General features: G+C 63.7%; 10 protein-coding genes. 4 read left to right on the top strand and 6 right to left on the bottom strand.

What is annotated here, in order from left to right:
- Nucleotides 1-7 precede the first annotated feature (7 nt).
- From BI327_RS34105 to BI327_RS34095, 3 genes are all read right to left on the bottom strand, one after another.
- A complete protein-coding gene (locus BI327_RS34105; protein ID WP_076865752.1) occupies nt 8-2,854 on the bottom strand; it encodes a bifunctional transaldolase/phosoglucose isomerase in 2,847 nt (948 codons plus the stop codon).
- Between the two features lie 218 nt (nt 2,855-3,072).
- Entirely contained in the window at nt 3,073-3,519 is a 447-nt protein-coding gene (locus BI327_RS34100) for a DsrE family protein (RefSeq protein ID WP_076865751.1), read from the bottom strand.
- A 55-nt stretch (nt 3,520-3,574) separates the two neighbouring features.
- Entirely contained in the window at nt 3,575-4,192 is a 618-nt protein-coding gene (locus tag BI327_RS34095; RefSeq protein WP_076865750.1) for a hypothetical protein, read from the bottom strand.
- Nucleotides 4,193-4,711: 519 nt separating this feature from the next.
- Here BI327_RS34095 and BI327_RS34090 point away from each other — a divergent pair.
- The 4 genes from BI327_RS34090 to BI327_RS34075 all read left to right on the top strand — a co-directional run bounded on the left by BI327_RS34090 (nt 4,712) and on the right by BI327_RS34075 (nt 11,008).
- Nucleotides 4,712-6,655, top strand: coding sequence for a PrkA family serine protein kinase (locus BI327_RS34090; protein ID WP_076865749.1), 1,944 nt, complete (start codon nt 4,712-4,714; stop codon nt 6,653-6,655).
- 100 nt (nt 6,656-6,755) lie between these two features.
- Nucleotides 6,756-8,024 carry a YeaH/YhbH family protein gene (locus BI327_RS34085; RefSeq protein WP_076865748.1) on the top strand — a complete coding sequence of 423 codons (1,269 nt, stop codon included), beginning with the start codon at nt 6,756-6,758 and terminating at the stop codon, nt 8,022-8,024.
- 3 nt (nt 8,025-8,027) lie between these two features.
- The gene (locus BI327_RS34080; protein WP_076865747.1) at nt 8,028-9,572 is read left to right on the top strand and encodes a SpoVR family protein; all 1,545 of its coding nucleotides are present in this window, start codon (nt 8,028-8,030) and stop codon (nt 9,570-9,572) included.
- Nucleotides 9,573-9,817: 245 nt separating this feature from the next.
- Entirely contained in the window at nt 9,818-11,008 is a 1,191-nt protein-coding gene (locus BI327_RS34075) for an ABC transporter substrate-binding protein (protein ID WP_083742321.1), read from the top strand.
- A gap of 532 nt (nt 11,009-11,540) precedes the next feature.
- Here BI327_RS34075 and BI327_RS34070 read toward each other — a convergent pair.
- Genes BI327_RS34070 through BI327_RS34060 form a run of 3 tightly spaced genes read right to left on the bottom strand, consistent with a single transcriptional unit; the run spans nt 11,541 to nt 16,209 of the window.
- Nucleotides 11,541-12,596, bottom strand: a complete 1,056-nt coding sequence (locus BI327_RS34070; protein ID WP_076865745.1) for a 2-oxoacid:ferredoxin oxidoreductase subunit beta — start codon at nt 12,594-12,596, stop codon at nt 11,541-11,543.
- Complete coding sequence (locus tag BI327_RS34065; RefSeq protein ID WP_076865744.1) at nt 12,593-14,440, bottom strand: 2-oxoacid:acceptor oxidoreductase subunit alpha; 1,848 nt, start codon at nt 14,438-14,440, stop codon at nt 12,593-12,595. The genes BI327_RS34070 and BI327_RS34065 overlap by 4 nt, the downstream gene beginning before the upstream one ends.
- Nucleotides 14,410-16,209: an FAD-dependent oxidoreductase gene (locus BI327_RS34060; RefSeq protein ID WP_076865743.1), complete on the bottom strand. Its 1,800-nt coding sequence runs from the start codon at nt 16,207-16,209 to the stop codon at nt 14,410-14,412. Before BI327_RS34060 ends, BI327_RS34065 begins: the two co-directional genes overlap by 31 nt.
- Nucleotides 16,210-16,440: the final 231 nt, after the last annotated feature.

Raw genomic sequence — 16,440 nt, 5'->3', positions numbered from 1 at the left:
GCCTCCGTCAGTTCAACGCAGCCGAGATCGCGGCGTCGAGCGCCGCAAGCCCGGAGGTGAGATCGCCCTTGAGATGCACGCGCAGCGCCCGCCGGCCGCGCTCGGTGAGCACGTCGAAATCGCCGCGGGCCTGCGCCGCCTTGATCACGCCGAAGCTCGCCTTCTGGCCGGGCACCGCCAGGTCCTGGCTATCGTCGGTCGTGACCTGGAGGAACACGCCGCTGTCGGGCCCGCCCTTGTAGGCCTGCCCGGTCGAATGCAGGAAGCGCGGGCCGAACTCGGCGCAGGTCGCAAGGTGCTTGGCATCGCGGACCTTCAGCCGCATCGCCTGCATGGCGTCGATGGTGTCGCCGTCGCGCTCGATATAGGCGAGCAAGGCGACATAGTCGCCGCGGCCGGAGCGCGAGAGGTGCGCCTTGATCCAGGAATTGAGGTCGCCATTGGCGCCGGCCTTGCGCAGCTCCTCGGCGTTCTGCGCGTCGGTGTAGAGATCGACCCCGTCCGCCGACACGACAGGCTGTTCGGCGGGCAGCGAGCCGGTCTTCTCGAACGCCGCGGTGAGTTCCCGCGTCTTGATCTTGGCGGCCTCGACGTCGGGCTGGTTGAACGGATTGATGCCGAGGATCGAGCCCGCCACCGCGGTCGCGATCTCGAAGCGGAAGAACTCCTGGCCGATATGGTCGATCGACTTCATCACGATCCGGACCACGGGATGGCCGGCGGCCTCGAGCGCCGCGAGCTTTGCCTCATGCGCGGCGTCGTGCTCGCTCTCGGTGCGGAGGTCGATGAAGAAGCGGTCATTGCCGTAGACGGTGGCATCGCCGATCGTCTCGCCCTCGATCGGGATCAGGCCCTTGCCGTCCTTGCCGGTCGATTCCGCGATCAGCTGCTCGGCCCAGGCGCCGAAATCGGCCACCTCGGGCGAGGCGAAGATCGTCACCTTGTCGCGGCCTTCCAGCCCGGCGATGCCCATCGCGAGCCCGAGCTGGACGCCCGGGTTTTCCTGCGGCGGCACGTCGGCGCCGCAGGAGCGCACCATCGCGAGCGTGTGGCCGAGCAGGCTGCGGACGTCGATGCCCGCGGCCGCCGCCGGCACCAGGCCGAACGGCGACAGCACGGAATAGCGGCCGCCGATCGCAGGATCCCCGTAGAAGATGCGGGCAAAACCCTGCTTGATCGCGACCTTCTGCAGCGAGGAGCCCGGATCGGTCACCGCGATGAAGCGGTGGCCGGCCTTGTCCTTGCCGATCGCCTTGGCCACCCGGTCGAAGAAATAGTCCTTCATCACATTCGGCTCGGTGGTACCGCCGGATTTGGAGGAGACGATGAACAGCGTCTTCGAGATGTCGACATACTCCTCCATCGCGCGTACCTGCGCCGGATCGGTGGAGTCGAGCACATGCAGCCGCGGGAAGCCGGATTTGTGCGGGAAGGTCTGCGCCAGCACCTCCGGCCCGAGGCTCGATCCGCCCATGCCGAGCACGACGGCGTCGGTGAAGTTCTGCCCCTTCACGCGGCTGGCGAAATCCTCGTAGTCGGCGACGTCGGCGGAGGCGGCGCTGGTGAGCCAGCCCAGCCATTTGTCCTCGTCATCGCCGGTCCAGACCGACTTGTCCTTGTGCCAGAGCCTGCGGATCTTGGCGGAGGCGCGCCATTCCTCGGTGCTCTTCTCGACCGCCTTCTCGATGCCGGCGCCGAGCGCGAGCTTCTGGTGGTCGATGCCGCCGCCGAGCGAGGTGGCGCGCTTGTGGGCGACCGCGCCGTACAGCTTGTCGGCCGCGTCGGCGAACAGCTTGACGCCGTCCTTGACCAGCTCCTCGGTGATCGCGTCGAGCGAGATGCCGGACTTCTCCAGCTCCTCCAGCACGTGGCGGGCGTCCTCGACATTCTCCTCGAGGCTGTCGCGGACCTTGCCGTGGTCGCGGAATGCGTCGAGCGTTGCCGGCGGCACGGTGTTGACGGTGTCGGGGCCGATCAGCTCCTCGACATAGAGCACGTCGCTGTAATCCTTGTTCTTGGTGCCGGTCGACGCCCACAACAGCCGCTGCGGCTTGGCGCCCTTGGCGGTGAGCTTGTCCCAGCGCGCGCCCGCGAACAGCCGCTTGTAGTCCTGGTAGGCGAGTTTTGCGTTGGCGATCGCGACCTTGCCCTTCAGCGCGGCAAGCCGCTCCTTCTCTGAGGGGTCGTTGGCGCGCGCGATCTTCTCGTCGAGCTGCTTGTCGACGGCAGAATCGATGCGGCTGACGAAGAAGCTCGCGACGCTTGCGACATGGGAGGGATCGCCGCCCTTGGCGACGTACTTCTCCAGGCCCTTGAGATAGGCCTCGGCGACCTGGCGGTAGACCTTCTGCGAGAACAGCAGCGTGATGTTGATGCTGATGCCTTCGCCGATCAGATACTCGATCGCGGGCAATCCCTCCGGCGTCGCCGGCACCTTGACCATCAGGTTCTTGCGGTGGACGTCCTTCCAGAGCCGCTCGGCCTCCGCGATCGTGCCTTTGGTGTCCATGGCCAGATAGGGCGACACTTCGAGGCTGACGAAGCCGTCGCCGCCGTGGCTGTGGTCGTAGACCGGGCGCAGCACGTCGGCGGCATGCTGGATGTCCTCGACGGCAAGATGCTCGAACAGGTCGGCAACCGAGCGGTCGCCCTTCTTGAGGGCCTGGCCGATCGCCCCGTCATACTCGTCCGAGGAGCCGATCGCCTTCTCGAAGATCGAGGGGTTGGACGTCACGCCCTTGACGCCGTCGGTCTCGATCAGCCGCTTCAGGTCCCCGTTGGCGACGAAGCCGCGCGCGAGGAAGTCGAGCCAGACGGCCTGGCGGTGATTTTCGAGTGCTTTGACGGGGTTCATGGGTGCCTGTTCTCGTTCGATCGAGGGTCGATTTTTGGGTTCCCGGGCAGCTTTCGGGGACGGAGGCGGATTGTCAACATGACTGGGGGCCCGGGCGGAATATCAGCATTCCCAAGGGATAACGCCATTCACAACAGTTCGATCCCCTCGGAGCGCGGGTCCGAGCAGACCCCGATCTCAGCACATTTTTATGACGCGTCGCGGCGCAGCATGGCGCGTCAGGGTCGCAGGTAGAGATAGCCCCGGGATTGCAGCTCGGCGAGCCGCACAACGCCGCCGCGCTCGGCGACGACGAAGCCGGGGAGCAGGTCCTTCAGGCCGATGTTCTGCGATTTCATGGTGTTGGCGCAGGCGGCAAGCTCGATCCCGTCCCTGGAGAGCTGCCCGACATGCTTTGACAGGTCGGGATTGGCGGCTGCCGCATGAAACGCCTTCAGCGCCTGGCCATGCACCACCAGCGCGATCGTGACATTGCCGGGGCCGCCGACGCCGTCGAGATGGTTCTGGATGTTGCCGATCACGAAATTGACCTTGCCGAGGTCATCGAGGTGATAGACCACCTTCAGCTTCTGCGGCGGCGCCTCGGTGGCGGCGTTCGCCCGTGACGCCGCAAGTGCGGCGCCGATCGCCGAGAGACTGCCCCACAGGATGCTGCGTCGATGCATGGCGTCCCTCGCAACAATTATTGTTGACCCGGCGTTGGCGACCTGGGCGAGCCTATCACTTGTGGCGGAGGGCTGCGAGTTCCTTGCGGTCAGTCACAAGTTCGGCGCATTCGCGGGTGTCCGCGCGATCGACGCGGAAGATCTTGTCGTCGGCGCCGGCGATCAGCTCTTCGCTCGCGTCATCGTCGGGCTTGTTGCGATTCCACATCCTGATGCTGCTCAGGCGCGCGATCGCGGATTTGTCGTCCTTTGACAGCGCCACGCTGATACCGCCGCCTTCGCAATCCACGCCGCATTCGAAGCGGATTTCGTGTCCGGAGTCGGTCGCGATGGCGTGGTTGCAGAAGCCGCTGGAGTCGAAATTGCCGGAGCGGTGGCGGTAGGTGACGCCGAGCCGGAACGAGTAGTTGGTGGTCTTGTCCTCCGGCGCGTCTTCGGCTGTGACCAGAAGCTTCATCGCGCTGACCTTCTGCTTCGGGTGCTGCGCCAGATGATTTGCATCGTAGCGGCGCACGAAGCAGGCATAGGCTTTCGCGCCGGGCGGGCCTGCGAACATCCTGATGTCGAAGGCTGTGGCCCCGGCCTTGTCGACGCCGTCCTCCGCCTGGACGGTTACCGCCGCGCCGGCAGAGGCCGCGGCTGCGAGTGCGACAACAAGGAGCGTCTGCTTCATGACCGGCCTCGGGAATACCCCGCGCCTCCAGGTGTCATCTTTACAGCGCGGCAATGGTGCTGCGCGGAACTGCGCGGGCTCGTTGCCTTAGTCGCGGCGACAAGGTGGCACGTTCATCGGACATGAACGTTTGTTTATGCTGTCCGTAACCTTTGTTTATGCGGTTCGTGAAGTGCGCATCTTGACGCCAAGGCTGGACGGCCACACCTTTTAAGGGAAGCCCAACGTTCATCGCCGGACGGGGAAGTTGCCCCGTTCGGACGTCCACTTGGGAGGGCTCGGCCCCGGTAAACCACGGATGTGGCGGAGGGGTTACAGCCACCAAAAACAAGGGGATATTGATGAACCATTAAGCTTCCTGCCTGTTGATAAGGCAGAGGCTGCACGCGCCGTGCATTGCCGAAGTGAGTCGGTCGAGTGTCCAATGGACCCAGCGTGCCGACGCTGATTCGATCCTAGGACGCTCTTGTTACGACTCGTGTCAGTCGTGCGGCGATACATATCGTGGAGAGAGGGATCATGTACAACGATTCTTTGTTCAACGCCTTCGCAAGGTCGTTTGAAGCGCGAAGCCAGACCGACATGTCGATGGCCGAGTATCTGGAGTCGTGTCGAAGTGATCCGATGCGATATGCCAATGCGGCCGAGCGGTTATTAGCGGCAATCGGTGAGCCCCAGATGATCGACACGGCCAAGGACCCACGCCTTGGCCGTATCTTTTTGAACCGTACGATCAGGTCGTATCCGGCCTTCGCCGGCTTCTACGGCATGGAGGACACGATCGAGCGCCTGGTCGGCTTCTTCCGCCACGCCGCACAGGGCCTCGAAGAGCGCAAGCAGATCCTCTATCTGCTCGGACCGGTCGGCGGCGGCAAGTCATCGCTCGCCGAGCGCATCAAGGCGCTGATGGAAGTCCACCCGATCTACGTGCTGAAGGCCGGCGACGAGCTCTCGCCGGTGTTCGAGAGCCCGCTCGGCCTGTTCGATCCGGAAACGCTCGGGCCGATCATCGAGGAGAAGTACGGCATTCCGCGGCGGCGCTTGAGCGGGCTGATGTCTCCGTGGGCCTACAAGCGGCTTGAGGCTTTCGGCGGCGACATCTCGCAATTCCGCGTTGCTCGCATCCAGCCGTCGCGGCTGCGCCAGATCGCGGTTGCCAAGACCGAGCCCGGTGACGAGAACAACCAGGATATCTCCTCGCTGGTCGGCAAGGTCGACATCCGCAAGCTCGAGACCTACGCCCAGAACGACCCGGACGCCTACAGCTATTCCGGCGGCCTCAATCGCGCCAACCAGGGCGTGCTGGAGTTCGTCGAGATGTTCAAGGCGCCGATCAAGATGCTGCATCCGCTGCTGACCGCGACGCAGGAAGGAAACTACATCGGCACCGAGAATATCGGTGCGATCCCGTTCACCGGCATCATCCTCGCGCACTCCAACGAAGCCGAGTGGCAGAGCTTCAAGACCAACAAGAACAACGAGGCCTTCATCGACCGCATCTGCGTCATCAAGGTGCCGTACGTCCTGCGGGTGACCGAAGAGCAGAAGATCTACGAGAAGCTGATCCAGGGCTCCGAGCTCGCCGCCGCGCCCTGCGCGCCGGCCACGCTGGAGACGATGGCGCGCTTCTCGGTGATGTCGCGGCTGCGCAAGCACGAGAACTCGACGCTGTTCGGCAAGATGCGGGTCTATGACGGCGAAAGCCTGAAGGAATCCGATCCGAAGGCGCGCAGCGTCCAGGAATACAAGGATGCCGCCGGCGTCGACGAGGGCATGGACGGCGTCTCCACCCGCTTTGCCTTCAAGGTGCTGGCCTCGACCTTCAACCACGACACCACCGAGGTCGGCGCCGACGCGGTGCATCTGATGTATGTGCTGGAGCAGTCGATCCGCCGCGAGCAACTGCCTGACGAGACCGAGAAGCGCTATCTCGAATTCATCAAGGCCGATCTCGCGCCGCGCTATGCCGAATTCATCGGCAACGAGATCCAGAAGGCCTATCTGGAATCCTACTCCGACTACGGCCAGAACCTGTTCGACCGCTATGTCGATTATGCCGATGCATGGATCGAAGACCAGGACTTCAAGGATCCCGACACCGGCCAGCTGATGAACCGCGAGCTTTTGAATCAAGAGCTGACCAAGATCGAGAAGCCGGCAGGTATCGCCAACCCGAAGGATTTCCGCAACGAGGTCGTCAAGTTCTCGCTGCGCTCGCGGGCGCACAATAACGGCAAGAACCCGAGCTGGACCTCCTACGAAAAGGTTCGCGACGTGATCGAGAAGCGGATATTCTCGCAGGTCGAGGATCTGCTTCCGGTCATCTCGTTCGGCTCCAAGAAGGACGGCGAGACCGAGAAGAAGCACGGCGAGTTCGTCGAACGGATGGTGGAGCGCGGATATACCGAGCGCCAGGTCCGCCGGCTCGTCGAATGGTACATGCGGGTGAAGCAGGCCGGCTAGAGCATGATCCGGAAAGCCGGCACCGGCTTTCCGTCCCGTCGAAGAAAAATGCGATGCGACGTCACGATCGCATCCGGCGCGAGGCAGATGCAAAGTGGTCATGCATATCGTCGATCGGCGGCTGAACCCGGGTAGCAAGAGCCTGGAGAACCGCCAGCGCTTCCTGCGGCGCGCCAAGGCGCTGGTGCAGGGAGCCGTCAAGAAGTCGTCGCAGGACCGGGACATCAAGGATGTCCTGGAGGGCGGCGAAGTGACCATCCCGCTGGACGGCATGGATGAGCCGCGGTTCCGGCGCGAGGGCGGCACGCGTGACATGGTGCTGCCCGGCAACAAGAAGTTCGTCGAGGGCGACTGGCTGCAGCGTCCGAACCAGAGCGGCGGCAAGGGCTCCGGCGCAGGCGAGGGCGACAGCGAGGACGCCTTCCGCTTCGTGCTCAGCCGCGAGGAGTTCGTCGATCTTTTCCTCGACGATCTCGAACTGCCTGACCTTGCCAAGCGCAAGCTCGCGGAAACCGAGAGCGAGGGTCTCCAGCGCGCCGGTTATGCGACCTCGGGCTCGCCGGCCAACATCTCGATCAGCCGCACCGTGAGCCGGGCGCTGGCGCGTCGCGTAGCGTTGCGCCGGCCGCGCAAGGACGACTTCGAAGCGCTCGAGGCGGAGCTGGCGGAATGCGACGATCCCGCGCGCCGCCGCGAGCTGCTGGCGCTGCTCGAAGCGCTGAGGGCCAAGGCCAAGCGGATCCCGTTCATCGATCCGATCGACATCCGCTATCGCCGCTTCGAGACGGTGCCGAAGCCGGTGGCGCAGGCCGTGATGTTCTGCCTGATGGACGTCTCGGGCTCGATGTCCGAGCACATGAAGGATCTGGCGAAGCGGTTTTACATGCTGCTCTACGTCTTCCTGAAGCGGCGCTACAAGCACGTCGAGATCGTGTTCATCCGGCACACCGACCGCGCCGAGGAGGTGGACGAGGATACGTTCTTCCATGGGCCGGCTTCCGGCGGCACGCTGGTGTCGAGCGCGCTGGTCGCGATGAACGATATCGTCCGCACCCGCTTCCGTCCCGCCGACTGGAACATCTACGCCGCCCAGGCCTCGGACGGCGACAACATGACCTCCGACAGCGGGCTGACCGGGCTTCTGCTGACCGACAAGATCCTGCCGGTCTGCCAGTTCTTCGCCTATCTCGAGGTCGGCGAGGCCGCCAACTACACCTTCGACATGCCGGACTCCTCGCTCTGGACGCTCTACGAGCGCCTGCGCAACGACGGCGCGCCGTTGTCGATGCGCAAGGTGAGCGAGCGCGGCGAGATCTTCCCGGTGTTCCAGGACCTGTTCAAGCGCCGCACCAGTCAGGAAAGGGTATAGTTGATGGGATCTTCCGGCGAACGGCTGTTCGAGGGCGCCGATTGGGATTTCCAGACCTTGCAGCGGATTCACGACGCCTGCGAGGAGGTCGCGCGCAAGGAGCTCGGGCTCGACGTCTATCCCAACCAGATCGAGGTGATCACCGCCGAGCAGATGCTCGACGCCTACTCCTCGGTCGGCATGCCGCTGTTCTACAAGCACTGGTCGTTCGGCAAGCAGTTCGCCTTCCAGGAGGCGTCCTATCGCAAGGGCCTGATGGGCCTCGCCTATGAGATCGTGATCAATTCCTCGCCGTGCATCTCCTATCTGATGGAGGAGAACACGGCGACGATGCAGACGCTGGTGATCGCGCACGCGGCGTTCGGGCACAATCACTTCTTCAAGAACAACTATCTGTTCAAGCAGTGGACCGATGCCGACGGCATCCTCGACTATCTCGAATTCGCCAAGGGCTATATCGCGGTCTGCGAGGATCGTCATGGCCGCGAGACGGTGGAGCGGACCATCGATGCCGCGCATGCGCTGATGTCGCACGGCGTCGACCGCTATCCCGGAAAGAAGGCGCTCGACCTGCGCGCCGAGGAGAAGCGGGCCGGCGAGCGCCGGCAGCACGAGGAAGCCGTGTTCAACGATCTGTGGCGAACGGTGCCGAACACCAAGGCCAAGAGCAAGGCGACGCTGAGCGCCGAACGCCGCCGCGCGCTGCTCGGCCTGCCGCAGGAGAACATCCTCTACTTCCTCGAGAAGACCGCGCCGCGCCTTGCGCCGTGGCAGCGCGAGCTCATTCGCATCGTCCGCCACATCGCGCAGTACTTCTATCCGCAGGGCCAGACCAAGGTGATGAACGAGGGCACCGCGACCTACGTCCATTACCGCATCATGAGCCGGCTGCATCAGCAGGGCCGGATCACCGACGGCAATTTCCTCGAATTCCTGCAGTCGCACACCAATGTGGTGTTCCAGCCGGAGTTCGACGATCGCCGCTATTCCGGCTTCAATCCCTACGCGCTCGGCTTTGCCATGATGCAGGACATCGAGCGCATCGTGAAGAACCCCGAGGACGAGGACCGCGACTGGTTCCCCGACATCGCCGGCAAGGGCGACGTCGAGGGTGTGCTGCGCGAGATCTGGAGCAACTATCGCGACGAGAGCTTCATCAACCAGTTTCTCAGCCCGGCACTGATCCGGCGCTTCCGCATGTTCCACCTGCACGACGATCCCGCCGAAAGCCAGGGGATCAAGGTCGATGCGATCCATGACGAGCGTGGCTACCGGCGGGTGCGCCGCGAGCTGGCGCGGCAATACGATGTCGGTTTCGTCGACGCCAATATCGAGGTCATGGATGTCGATCTCGACGGCGATCGCCGCCTGTTGCTGCGTCACACCACCGTGAAGGGCGCGCAGCTCAACGAGACCGACGCACGGCGCGTGCTGCAGCATCTCGCCGATCTGTGGTCCTACGACGTTGTGCTGACCGAAGTCGACGGCACCGACAAGGTGCTGAAGGAATACGTGGTCAGCCCGCGCGCCGCTGCGGTCGCAGCCTGAGCATCACGTAATCGAGAACAGCAACGCGCGGCGGCCGCCGCGCGGAATGCGTGTCTCGCTCGGTGAACCTTCATGTCTATCGAAGGCTCACATCATGAACATCACGGCAACATTCGAGGCTCTCGAAGTCCATCATGTTCTGCTCGAACGTGATGGCCGGCATGCGGAGTGGTCTTGGTGATTGCCTGCGGGGGCGCGATTGATAAGGTGCGCCGCGTCAAGAAAACCAAGAAAAGGATATGCCCTTGTCAACTCGTTCTCGCCTGGCGGGCGTTCTCGCCTTCACCGCGCTGACGACCGCATCAATCTCAACGTCCGTTGCAGCGGACTCAGCGATCAAGATCGGCAACACCGCGCCCTATAGCGGCCCGGCGTCGGCCTACGGCACGATCGCGCGCGCCGAATCCGCGTATTTCCAGATGCTCAACGATCAGGGCGGCATCGACGGCCGCAAGATCGACTTCGAGAGTCTCGATGATGCCTATTCACCGTCGAAGACGGTGGAGCAGACCCGCAAGCTCGTCGAGCAGGACGAGGTGCTCGCGATCTTCAGCGCGGTCGGCACCGCGCCGAACATCTCGGTGCAGAAGTACCTGAACATCAAGAAGGTCCCCCAGCTGTTCGTGTCGTCAGGCGCGACGCGCTGGAACGACCCGAAGCAGTTTCCGTGGACCGTCGGTTTCAATCCGACCTACGAGCTCGAAGGACGGCTGTACGCAAAGTACATCCTGAAGACCAAGCCGGATGCGAAGATCGCGGTCATCACGCCGAACGAGGACGCCGGCAAGGACTATCTCAAGGGGTTCAAGGACGGGCTCGGCGAGCATGTCGGCCAGATCGTCGCGGAGACCACCTACCTCACGACCGACCCGACCATCGATTCCCAGATGGTGACGATGCGCGAGTCCGGTGCGGACGTGTTCTTCGCCGAGGCGACGCCGAAATTCGCGGCGCAGGCGCTACGCAAGGCGGCGAGCATGGGCTGGAAGCCGCTCACCATCCTGCCAACCGTCTCCAACTCCGTCTCCGCGGTGCTCGAGCCGGCCGGGCTCGAGAACGTCATCGGCGTCGTGACCGGGCTCTATCTGAAGGATCCGACCGATCCGCGCTGGGCCGACGATCCCGCGCAGAAGGAGTTTGCGGCCTGGATGAAGAAGTACCAGCCCAATGCGAGCGCGGGCGATCTGTTCAATGTGCAGGGCTACACGGTCGCGCAGGTGATGACGGCGGTGCTGAAGAACTGCAACGGCGATTACAGCCGCGCCAACATCATCAAGCAGGCGACCAACCTGAAAGCGCTCGAATTGCCGATGCTGCTGCCGGGCATCAAGGTGCAGACCGAGCCCGACAATGTGACGCCGATCCGCCAGATCCAGATGGCGCGGTTCGACGGCAAGTCCTGGGCGCTGTTCGGCGACGTCTTGAGCGACAAGTAGCCGTCACCGACTCCGCTGTCGTCCCTGCCTAGTGCGCAATTGCGCACGGGAGCAGGGACGACACAGAGGTCGTTGCGCATCCTTGCCGCGTCATTGCGACGGCAAGAATGAGTGCTCGGCTAAGCGACACCTGGCGGCCACCAATTCCGCTGTCGTCCCTGCGAAAGCAGGGACCCATACGCCGCGGCTGTTGTCGTGAACGGGACTCGTCGTTCGAGCGTAGCTCGACGATCTGCATCGGTGGTTATGGGTCCCTGCTTTCGCAGGGACGACACGGAGTCTGTTGCGCATCCTTGCCGCAACATTGCGACGGCGAGCATGAGTGCTCGGCTGAGCAACACCTAGCGGCCGCCAATTCCGCTGTCGTCCCTGCGAAAGCAGGGACCCATACGCCGCGGCTGTTGTCGTGAACGGGACTCGTCGTTCCAGCGTAGCTCGACAATCTGCATCGGTGGTTATGGGTCCCTGCTTTCGCACGGACGACACGGAGTCTGTTGCGCATCCTTGCCGCGCATCCGGCGAGAATGAGTGCTCAACGTAGGCTGGCGTTGATCTTGTCGAGCACGGCCGAACCGGGGCACAGCGCCTGCTCGTCCAGCGTGTTGAGCGGCGTCTCGACGGTGTCGAGATGGGTGTGCAGGTCCTCGGCGTCCGGATCAACGTAAAGCAGACCGGTGACGATCTGGCCCTTGGCCGCGTGCTTCTGCAGGAATGTCATCGCGCCGAGCCGGTCATGCGGATCGTAATCGGCATCGAGCTTGCGTAGTGCGAGCCTGGAGCCGTCATGCTGCTCGACCACCTGCACGGTGCCGGGCGCATAGTCGACGCTGATCGGCTCGCGGCCGACCAGCACGTCGAGCCGGTTCACCGCATCATTGTGCTCGCGAACATAATCGAAGCTTTTAGTCGAGCCGGCGTGGTTGTTGAAGGCGATGCAGGGGCTGATGACGTCGATGAAGGAGGCGCCCTTGTGCCGGATCGCAGCCGCGATCAGCGGCACCAACTGCGTCTTGTCCCCGGAGAAGGAGCGCGCCACGAAGGTGGCCCCGAGCTGCAACGCGATCGCAACCAGGTCGATCGCGTTGTCGGTGTTGGTGACGCCCTTCTTCGACTTCGAGCCGCGGTCGGCGGTCGCCGAGAACTGGCCCTTGGTCAGGCCGTACACGCCGTTGTTCTCGACAATGTAGGTCATGTTGACGGCGCGCCGGATCGAATGCGCGAACTGGCCGAAGCCGATCGAGGCTGAGTCGCCGTCGCCGGAGACGCCGAGATAGATCAGGTCGCGGTTGGCGAGGTTGGCGCCGGTCAGGACCGACGGCATCCGGCCGTGTACCGAGTTGAAGCCGTGCGAATTGCCGAGGAAATAGTCCGGGGTCTTCGACGAGCAGCCGATGCCGGAAATCTTCGCCACCCGGTGCGGCTCGATCGACAGCTCGTAGCAGGCCTCGATGATCGAGGCGGTGATCGAATCGTGGCCGCAGCCGGCGCACAGGGTCGAGATCTTGCCCTCGTAGTCGCGATGGGTATAGCCCAGCTCGTTCTTCTTCAGGCCGGGGTGATGAAACTTCGGCTTTGCAATGTAGGTCATGTCACGGCCTTGCGGAGAGGGGTCACCTTGAGGTGGTCCTGGTGGTCGCCGATCGCGTTGGCGATGAAGCGCGCGGTGATCGGCGTGCCGTCATAGTGCAGGATCGGCACAAGGCGGACGGGGTCGATGCCATTCTCGTTGACGATCAACTGGCGGAGCTGCGCATCGCGGTTCTGCTCGACCACGTAGACGAAATCGTGATCGGCGATGAAGCTCGCGACGCTGGAGTGGAACGGGAAGGCGCGGATGCGCATGCGGTCGAGCTGATGGCCGCGCGCCTCCAAAATCCCGATCGCCTCGTCCATCGCGGGCGAGGTCGAGCCGAAATACAGCACGCCGTACTTGGTCGGCTTCGCCGCATTGGCTTGCAGCGGGCGCGGCACCATGTCCTGCGCGGTCTCGAACTTGCGCACCAGGCGCTGCATGTTGTCGGCGTAGACGGCGCCTTCCTCGGAATAGCGCGCATAGCGGTCGCGCGAGGTGCCGCGGGTGAAGTAGGAGCCCTTGGTCGGATGCGTGCCCGGATAGGTGCGATAGGGGATGCCGTCGCCGTCGACGTCGAGATAGCGGCCGAAGTCGCGGCCTTCCTCGAGCATCTCCGCGGTCATCACCTTGCCGCGGTCATATTGCTTGGCATCGTCCCACTTCAGCGGGCGGCACAGCCGGTGGTTCATGCCGATGTCGAGATCGAGCATCAGGAAGATCGTGGTCTGCAGCCGCTCGGCGAGATCGAAGGCGGCGGCGGCGAACTCGAAGGCTTCCGCCGGATCTTCCGGGAACAGCAGCACGTGCTTGGTGTCGCCGTGCGAGGCATAGGCGCAGGCGATCACGTCGCATTGCTGGGTGCGGGTCGGCATGCCCGTCGAGGGGCCGGCGCGCTGGATGTTCATGATCACGGCCGGGATCTCGGCGAAATAGGACAGGCCGATGAACTCGGTCATCAGCGAGATGCCGGGGCCCGAGGTCGCGGTGAAGGCCCGCGCGCCGTTCCAGGAGGCGCCGATCACGATGCCGATCGAGGCCAGCTCGTCCTCGCCCTGCACGATGGCGTACTTCGCCTTGCCGGTCTCGGGATCGTGACGGTACTTCTTGCAGTGGCTGGTGAAGGCTTCCGCCACCGAGGATGACGGTGTGATCGGATACCAGGCGCAGACGGTGGCGCCGCCATAGACGGCGCCGAGCGCGGCGGCGCTGTTGCCCTCGATGAAGATACGGTCGCCGACCTTGTCGGACTTCTTCACCCGCAGCCCGAGCGGGCATTTCAGGTTCTGCAGCGCCCAGTCGCGGCCGAGATGCAGCGCGTGGACGTTGGAGGAGAGCAGCTTCTCCTTGCCCTTGTACTGCTCGCCGATCAGCTGCTCGACCAGCTTGGGATCGAGATCGAGCAGCGCGCAGAGCGCGCCGAGATAGATGATGTTCTTGAACAGCTGGCGCTGTCTCGGATCGGTGTAGGTCGAATTGGTGATTGCGGTCAGCGGCACGCCGATGACCGTGATGTCCTCGCGGAATTTCGACGTCGGCATCGGCTTGGTCGAGTCGTAGAACAGGTAGCCGCCGGGCTCGATCGAGGCGACATCCTTGTCCCAGGTCTGCGGGTTCATCGCCACCATCATGTCGACGCCGCCGCGGGCGCCGAGATGACCGTCCTCGGTGACGCGCACCTCATACCAGGTCGGCAGTCCCTGGATGTTGGAGGGGAAGATGTTGCGCGGCGAGACCGGCACGCCGTGGCGCAGGATCGAACGCGCGAACAGTTCGTTGGCGGAGGCCGAGCCCGAACCGTTGACGTTGGCGAAGCGGACGACGAAGTCGTTTACGCTGCTGATCGGGCTTTGGACTGACATGTTGATCCCGCTTGAACCATATCGATGAGGTACTTCTGCATGTCCCAGGCGCCGGTCGGGCAGCGCTCGGCACACAGTCCGCAATGCAGGCAGACGTCTTCGTCCTTCACCATGACGCGGCCGGTCTTCAGGTCGCCGGAGACGTAGAGCGCCTGGTCGTGATGCGGCGAGGGCGCCTTCAGGCGCTGCCGCAAATCATCCTCCTCGCCGTTCTCGGTGAAGCTGATGCAGTCCATCGGACAGATGTCGACGCAGGCGTCGCATTCGATGCAGAGCGGGGCTGCGAACACCGTCTGCACGTCGCAGTTCAGGCAGCGCTGCGCCTCGCCGAGCGCGAGCTTGAGGTCATAGCCGAGCTCGACCTCGGCGCGGATGTCCTTCAGCGCGACCACCTTGTCGCGATGCGGCACCTTGAAGCGCTTGTCGGCGGAGATGTCGTTGTCGTAGCTCCACTCGTGGATGCCCATCTTCTGCGAGGAGACGTGCACCTCGGGCAGCGGGCGCTCGTTGATGTCCTCGCCGGACAGCATCTTGTGAATGGAGAGCGCGGCATCGTGGCCGTGCGCCACCGCCCAGATGATGTTCTTCGGGCCGAACGCCGCGTCGCCGCCGAAGAACACCTTCGGATTGGTCGAGACGAACGTCTTGGGGTCGACCTTCGGCATGTGCCACTTGTCGAATTCGATGCCGCAATCGGCTTCGATCCAGGGGAACGCATTCTCCTGGCCTACCGCAACGAGCACATCGTCGCAGGGGATCGTCTCGTCCGGCTCGCCCGAGGGCACCAGATTGCGGCGGCCCTTTTCGTCATATTCGGCCCGCACCTTCTGGAAGATGACGCCGATCAGCTTGCCGGCGACAAGCTTGAAGGCCACCGGCACCATGTAGTTGAGGATCGGGATGTCCTCATGGATGGCGTCTTCCTTCTCCCACGGCGAGGCCTTCATTTCCTCGAAGCCGGAGCGAACCACCACCTTGACGCTCTCGCCGCCGAGGCGGCGCGCGGTGCGGCAGCAATCCATCGCGGTGTTGCCGCCGCCGAGCACGATGACGCGGCGACCGATCTTGTCGACATGGCCGAACGAGACGTTGGCGAGCCACTCGATGCCGATATGGATGTTGGCGGCGGCTTCCTTGCGGCCGGGAATGTCGAGTTCGCGGCCGCGCGGCGCGCCGCTGCCGACGAAGATCGCGTCGTAGTTCTCGGAGAGCAGTTGCTTCAGGCTGTCGACGCGCTGGCCGCCCTTGAACTCGACGCCGAGGTTGAGGATGTAGTCGGTCTCCTCGTCGATCACGCTGTCGGGCAGGCGGAATTTCGGAATCTGGCTGCGCATCATGCCGCCGGCCTTGGGATCGCCGTCGAACACGGTGCAGTGATAGCCGAGCGGCGCGAGATCGCGCGCCACGGCGAGCGAGGCAGGACCGCCGCCGACCAGCGCGATGCGCTTGCCGTTCTTCGGGCCCGGCTTCGGCAGCCGATGCTTGATGTCGTCCTTGAAGTCGGCCGCGACGCGCTTGAGGCGGCAGATCGCGACCGGATTGTCCTCGACGCGACCGCGGCGACAGGCCGGCTCGCATGGACGGTCACAGGTACGGCCCAGAATTCCCGGGAACACGTTGGACTGCCAATTGATCATGTAGGCGTCGCTGTAACGCCCGTCAGCAATCAACCGGATGTACTCGGGAACAGGGGTGTGTGCGGGACAGGCCCATTGGCAATCGACTACTTTATGAAAGTAATCCGGCGCCGAGATATCAGTCGGTTTCATTCCTACCTTTGACCCGCGCGAAAATGCCTACCCGCGCGGCCTTATCGTTGACGACGAACGCTCACGTGGCGTTGTTCTGGTTTTTGAATTGGATCATAGGTTTATCTTATTAGAGCCGTTCCAGAGAAGGCAAAGGCTAAATTGTCCGACCATCCGCTTTCGCGCGGCTGATGCGCGTGTAGCGTTAATCTCGATTGCGTTATGCGGCGGTGCAGCATGATCTGCATCGCC

Source organism: Bradyrhizobium mercantei (assembly GCF_001982635.1).
Taxonomy (GTDB): domain Bacteria; phylum Pseudomonadota; class Alphaproteobacteria; order Rhizobiales; family Xanthobacteraceae; genus Bradyrhizobium; species Bradyrhizobium mercantei.
Note: the sequence above shows the minus strand (reverse complement) of the source record. Positions and strands in the feature narration are given on the sequence as shown.

Bases quoted from the DNA above. Each gene is read 5' to 3' on its own strand.
- BI327_RS34080 (WP_076865747.1), top strand. From the start codon at position 8,028: ATGGGATCTTCCGGCGAACGGCTGTTCGAGGGCGCCGATTGGGATTTC.
- BI327_RS34090 (WP_076865749.1), top strand. From the start codon at position 4,712: ATGTACAACGATTCTTTGTTCAACGCCTTCGCAAGGTCGTTTGAAGCG.
- BI327_RS34060 (WP_076865743.1), bottom strand. From the start codon at position 16,209: ATGAAACCGACTGATATCTCGGCGCCGGATTACTTTCATAAAGTAGTC.
- BI327_RS34095 (WP_076865750.1), bottom strand. From the start codon at position 4,192: ATGAAGCAGACGCTCCTTGTTGTCGCACTCGCAGCCGCGGCCTCTGCC.
- BI327_RS34105 (WP_076865752.1), bottom strand. From the start codon at position 2,854: ATGAACCCCGTCAAAGCACTCGAAAATCACCGCCAGGCCGTCTGGCTC.
- BI327_RS34070 (WP_076865745.1), bottom strand. From the start codon at position 12,596: ATGACCTACATTGCAAAGCCGAAGTTTCATCACCCCGGCCTGAAGAAG.
- BI327_RS34085 (WP_076865748.1), top strand. From the start codon at position 6,756: ATGCATATCGTCGATCGGCGGCTGAACCCGGGTAGCAAGAGCCTGGAG.
- BI327_RS34065 (WP_076865744.1), bottom strand. From the start codon at position 14,440: ATGTCAGTCCAAAGCCCGATCAGCAGCGTAAACGACTTCGTCGTCCGC.
- BI327_RS34100 (WP_076865751.1), bottom strand. From the start codon at position 3,519: ATGCATCGACGCAGCATCCTGTGGGGCAGTCTCTCGGCGATCGGCGCC.